The sequence below is a fragment of the Streptomyces sp. NPDC058964 genome (genome assembly GCF_042741275.1).
Taxonomy (GTDB): domain Bacteria; phylum Actinomycetota; class Actinomycetes; order Streptomycetales; family Streptomycetaceae; genus Streptomyces.
In genome coordinates this window covers 1-1,805 of sequence record NZ_JBHYKH010000909.1, presented here as the reverse complement: position 1 = coordinate 1,805, position 1,805 = coordinate 1, and the positions used below count along the sequence as shown (strand labels likewise).

Sequence of the window (1,805 nt, the reverse complement as noted above, 5' to 3'; positions counted from 1 at the left end):
CTCCAGGCAGTACGGGCAGATCACCTGCCCGTGTTCGAGCTGTGCCGTGGCGGTGCTCATCGCCGCCCCCTTCCGCTTCGCCCGCGATCGCGTTCGGATGTCACGCCGCCCAGCCAGCCGCGTTTCCTGGCCCGCTCGCCGTCGGGCGTACCGGGACCGCCGCGCGGCCGTTCGGTGGGGGGAGGTGCCCCATCCGGTGCGGCGGACGTCCCGTCCCACCCGTTGGCTCCGCTCGGGCCGCCGAATCCGTCGGTTCCGGCGACGGCACGCTTGCGGGCGAGGGCCGCGTCGAACTGCCGGCGATGCGGCTCGAGCGGGTCGGGGCGGGCCGCGACCATGGCGGCCGGGTCGGGATCCGGCATCAGCAGCCCCAGGAGGTGGACGGGGCTCGGACGGTTCTCGGCCTTGGGCGCGAAGGCTCCGCCGAGGGTCTGGGCCAGCGACCGGTAGGCGTCGAGGTCCCCGGGAGGACCGTCGGGGTGACCCTGACGGCCGGCCACGAGCTGGTACATCAGCTGGGCGGTACTCCACAGGGCGTCCCTGGCGTCCACCTCGCCGACGCCGGCCCGTTGTTCGGGCGGGGCGTAGGGAGGGGCACCCCACGGAGTGCGCGGGGTGCCGACCCGCCCCATGGCCCCCAGGCCCCACAGCTGCACCCGTTCTCCGTCCCACCGGACGGCCGCGGGCACGATGCCCCGGTGCACCAGGTCGAGACTCTCCAGCAGACGGACACTGAGCACCAGATCGCGCTCGATGATCCGTTGATCGGTGGTGGAGATGCCGTGGGCGAGGCCGGTGGCCGGCTTCCCGCGCGGTTCGGCATAGATCAGGAACGGTTCGGACGCATCCATGTCGTAGCCGACGGGTAGCGGGAAGAGCCCCTGGTACGGGCCGCCGCCGAACGCGCGGTGGACCGTCAGGGCCGCGCCCACCTCGGTCTCCAGCGTCCGGTAGGCCTGGTTGTCGGACGCGTCGGCGGCCGACAACCTGACCTGAACGCCCTTCCAGGCATCGCCCAGCAACACCTCGCGGGCCAGCAGGGGCGGGCGAACGACCCGCCCGAGCTCGGGACCGAAGCGGGTGGGAACGCGGTGGCGTCTGCCACCCGGGGTGGTGAAACCGAGGTCGGGGGGCATCTCCGTGCCGGCGGTCGGCGGGCGGAAGTCCTGGCCGGCCGCGTCGCGTCCCGCGGCCCCTGCCGTCCACTCGCTCACGGGCGTTCCTCCTCGTGCCGGCGTCGGTTCTGGGTCGCCGGCCGTTCCTCGGCCCATTCGCGCAGACGGACCGATGTCACCACGCCGAGCCGCAACGGAACCAGTTTCAGCAGTCCGGCATAGCGGCCGGAGGAGGTCCGCACCGAACGGCTGCGTACCCCGGCGGACGCCATGGCCGGGGCCTCGTCGTCCTGCCGGGACCCGGCGCCCGGTCCGCCGTGCCCTTCCGCGCCCTTCCAGACCGCCTGTGGGGCGAACCTGATCCACTCCACCCTGGAGGGATCCCTGCTGAGGAGGGGCGACTGGTCCGGTGAGGTGAGGTCGACTATGCGTCGGCCCTGGGGATCCGGCTCGATCGCGTCGGCCACCCGCTGGTGCCCGATACCGAGCAGGTCCTCGGCGTTGCACCGCCGGTCCACCGACCGGGCGAACGGCGGCGGGGACACCACGCCGTGCGTGAAGAGGTGACGACGGGTCACCTCGAGCATCTGGCGCACCCGCTGCTCGACGTCGGTGAGCGCGTCGACCCCGGCCTGGCCGCGCGCGACCGCTCCCCAGTAAGGGGCGAGGGCCGTGACCAGCGTGTCGGTG

General features: G+C 73.6%; 1 protein-coding gene and 1 pseudogene. Both read right to left on the bottom strand.

What is annotated here, in order from left to right:
• Positions 1-56 precede the first annotated feature (56 nt).
• Entirely contained in the window at positions 57-1,214 is a 1,158-nt protein-coding gene (locus tag ACFW2E_RS46295) for a hypothetical protein (protein ID WP_384478034.1), read from the bottom strand.
• Positions 1,211-1,805 (bottom strand): annotated as a pseudogene (locus tag ACFW2E_RS46290) (hypothetical protein); the annotation flags it as partial. The gene ACFW2E_RS46295 and the pseudogene ACFW2E_RS46290, both read right to left, overlap by 4 nt.